This is a genomic window from Roseitalea sp. (assembly GCF_984466335.1).
In genome coordinates this window covers 1-3,732 of sequence record NZ_CFIFWG010000160.1, presented here as the reverse complement: position 1 = coordinate 3,732, position 3,732 = coordinate 1, and the positions used below count along the sequence as shown (strand labels likewise).

Annotated in this window: 2 protein-coding genes; one reads left to right on the top strand and one right to left on the bottom strand. The window is 70.3% G+C overall.

Features of this window, described 5'->3' with window-relative positions; genetic code table 11:
- Nucleotides 1-1,415 (top strand): phosphoheptose isomerase family protein (locus AC5E6L_RS12890; RefSeq protein WP_491773795.1); only part of this gene is annotated, 1,415 nt, incomplete at its 5' end.
- Here the strand turns inward: AC5E6L_RS12890 and AC5E6L_RS12885 are convergent.
- Nucleotides 1,403-3,631 carry an AGE family epimerase/isomerase gene (locus AC5E6L_RS12885; protein WP_491773793.1) on the bottom strand — a complete coding sequence of 743 codons (2,229 nt, stop codon included), beginning with the start codon at nucleotides 3,629-3,631 and terminating at the stop codon, nucleotides 1,403-1,405. The two genes, AC5E6L_RS12890 and AC5E6L_RS12885, sit on opposite strands and share 13 nt — an antisense overlap.
- Nucleotides 3,632-3,732: the final 101 nt, after the last annotated feature.

Here is a 3,732-nt window from a genome sequence, read left to right as displayed (position 1 = left end):
TGACCGATGTCGAACTCGCCTACGAGACGGGCGAGATGGAGAGGTTGCCGGACCTGATCGCCCAGGTGCTGGCGGACGAGGCCCATATCGCCGCGTGCGCCCGCGACCTGGCCCCCCGTTCGCGCTACTGGGCGGTCACCGGATCGGGTATCAACCACATCGCCGCGCTCGAAATCCGGATCAAGCTCTCGGAGCTGTGCTACAAGTCGATCCCGGTCGACTATACCGAGGACAAGAAGCACATCGACCTTTCGACCGAGCCGCTGACGCTGGTCGTCGCCAACGACCTGCCCGGCGATCTGGTCGGCGATGTCGTCAAGGAAGTGGCGATCTTCGAGGCCCACAATGGCCGGCCGGTCGTGTTCGCCACGCGCGGCGCCGACGCGGACGCCTTTGCGGACCATGCCGAGCGCGTGATCGCCCTGCCGGCCATCGGCGCCGATCTGGCCTTTGTTCTGGCGACCGTGGCCGGGCACCTGTTCGGCTTCCACGCGGCACGGGCGATCGACGAGGGCGCGCGCAAGCTCAAGCCGATCGTGGCCGATCTCGGCCTTGCCGCGATGGGCGATCGGGACGTCGATGCGGCCGCCCTGGCCGGGGCGCTCGACGCCTTTGTCGACGAAGCCGCCGACGGCGCGTTCGATTCGGGCCTGGGCGCGCACCATCTGGCGCGGATCGCCAAGCTTGCGCGGCGGATGCGCGGAGCGGAGACGATCGAGGCGCTTGCCCAGGATACCCTGCCCGGCCTGCGGGCCGCGTTCGAAGAGACCGCGCGCCCGGTCGACACGATCCGCCATCAGGCCAAGACCGTCACGGTGGGAACGAGCCGCCCGGAGGACGCCCTGTCGTCGACGGTGCGCGACGCGCTCGCCGGGCTCGGCCTTGCCGACAGCCGCATGTCGTTCGACAACCGCAAGGCGCTCGCCTCGGTCTCGCGGCTGATCGACGCGATCGAATGGGCCGCGCTTCTGGATGTCGAGGAGGGGCGGCAGGGCACGACGCTCGTGCGGCTTGCGGAGAATGGCCCGGTGCCGGCCGCGCTGGCGCGCTATGGCGATGCGCGCCCGGCGATCGGAGTCGTCGGCGCCGCGCTCGACACCAATGCGCCCGCCTGCGGCTTCATCGGACGGCAGGCGGTGATCGCGGTGCCCGTGACAGGGGCCTCGTTCGGCGCCACCGAACAAGTGCTGTGCCTGTCGGTGAGGATGCTCGCGCACGCCTCGCGCGAACAGAAAAGGGCGGTCATGAGCGCGCTCGGCACCTATCGGGCAACGCTGCGCGAATGGGAACAGGCGCTCGGCGCCGAAGCCGAAGCGGCGCTGCAAAGGCGCATCGCGAGCGAATCGCCGCTGACGGTCGCCTTTCGCCCCGCCGCCCTGGTCGCCGGCGCCCAGGACGGCCGTCAGTCGGCCTGAAGGTGCTCGGCGAGCGCGACCAGCACATGATAGACCATGCTGGCGGGCATGTCCCCGGCAAGCGGCCGGCCGCGATCGTCGATCAGGTCCATCCAGCCGCCCGGCACGGGACGCGCCAGATAGTGATCGAACAGGACGTCGATCATCCGGGCGCGCAATCCCGACGCGCCGGCAAGGCCCCGCCGCTCGAACGCGATCGCGGCCTTGAGCGCCTCGGTCTGGGGCCAGCATCGGGCGCGGTTCGAAAGGCCCGCGCCGTCGGGCTGCACGGCGTTTGCCGCCGCGCCCGTCGCCGCATGGTGGCCGAAGGCGCGCGCGGTGGCGAACAAGAGGCGCGCCTGCGCTTCAAGGCCCGGCCGGTCGCGCCGGTCGAGAAAGCGCAGCAGCAGCCACGCCCACTCGTAATGGTGGCCGGGCTCGATGGCGGTGTGCGCCGGATCGTTCGTCAGGCGCGACCAGTCGTCGGCGAAGAACTCGCCCAGCGTGCCCGTTTCGGGATCGAAGAAGCGGGCCTGGAACAGGTCGACGACCGCTTCGGCGCGATCGAGAAACGCCGCCTCGCCCGTGGCCTCGTGCCAGGCCAGCATGGCCTCCAGGAAATGCATGTGCGGATTGGCGCGGCGCGGGGCCGTGCCGGCGGTGTCCTCGATGAACCCGCCATGGGCCGGATCGGCGAGCCGCGCGTCCATGAAGGCCAGTGTCCGGTCGGCCCAGACCCGCGCATCGGCGAAGTCGCCCGTGCGATGGAGCGCGGCCAGCGCCAGCAGCGCGAATGCCTGGTCGTAGCTGTCACGGCGGTCGTCCCCGACGGACCCGTCCAGTTCGAACAGGTGGATGAAGCCGCCCTCGGCGGAGTGCCAGCCGGTTTCGGTGAGCGTCTCGAACAGGGCCCCAAGAAGGCCGGGCGGCGCGCCCTGCCAGCCGATATGGCGCCCGTGGGCGAAGCTGAAGATCTGACGGGCCAGGACGCGCAGGCGCCTGCGCGGGGCGTGTCCGGGCTCGCCGTCGAGGCCGAGCACCTCGTGCACGCCGCCTTGGACCATGTCGACGCCCTTTTGCGCCCAAAGGGGCAGGCAGGTCTCGAACAGCCACCGCCTGATCGCGGGCTTGGAGCGGTCGTGCGGCGCCCGGCCGGCGAACCCGGACTTGTAGGCGCCCGTCACGTCCTTGACCAGATGCGTGGCGTCCCGGCGCGTCACCAGCACCTTGCGGTCCTCGGCGACGATGACGAGATCGTCGACGCCGGCCACCGCCACGACCGCATCGGCCGCGCGGACATGGTTGCCCTTCGCCTCGATGGCGATCACGTCGCCGGTTGCGGCATTGCCGGCCTCGTCCTTGGGCGCATGGTCGTAGAGCTGCGCCCACGAGCCCAGATCGTCCCATGCGAACGGTGCGGGCACGACGCCTATGTTGCCGGCCTTCTCCATGATGGCATAGTCGATGGAAACCTTGTCGGCGGCCGAGAAGCTGGCCGCTTCGAGCCACACGCGATTGTCCTCGCGGCGCGCCCGCGCCGCAGCTTGCGAAGCCGCCCGCCAGATCTGCGGCCGCAGCGCCCGGAACGCATCTGCCATGCGGCCCGCCCGGAACAGGAACATGCCCGCGTTCCACAGAAAGTGGCCGCTTTCGAGATAGGATCGGGCGGTCTCGGGATCGGGTTTTTCGCGAAACCGGCGGACGGCCATTCCCTCGCCCAGCGGATCGCCGGTCTCGATATAGCCATATTGCGTTTCGGGCCGGCTCGGCGCGATGCCGATCGTCATGATCGCGTCGGTCGCGGCGGCGGTCCGCGCCGCCTTTGCGACCGTTCGGCGGAAGCTGTCGGCATCATCGATCCTGGCATCGGACGGCAGCACGAGCAACAGCGTCCGGTCGTCCTCGGCCTCGTGGATGGCCGTCACCGCGGCGATCGCGGCGGCGGTATCGCGAATGGCCGGCTCAAGCACGAGGCGATGGCGGTCAACGTGCCGAAGGTGCTCCTGAAGGAGCGCGGCCTGGCCGGCGCTTCCGATCACGCAGGGGGCCGAAAAGGCGATGTCCTCATAGGGGCCTTCGGGCAGCCGGGCGAGCGTGCCGGCAATCAGGCTGTCCTGGCCGAACAGCGTGTGGAACTGCTTGGGCTTGTCGTCCCGCGACATGGGCCAGAGGCGCGAGCCGGCCCCGCCGCACAAGATGACGGGCACCAGTTGCAAACCCGTGTCCACCGATGCCATGGCGCCCCTCCTTGGCCGAACCGTGGCAAGGCGTTAGCGCCAATGCGCCCCTCTTTCAAGGTCGGTGCCGGGCGCGGCGGCGATGCGGCCCGTGCGTTGCC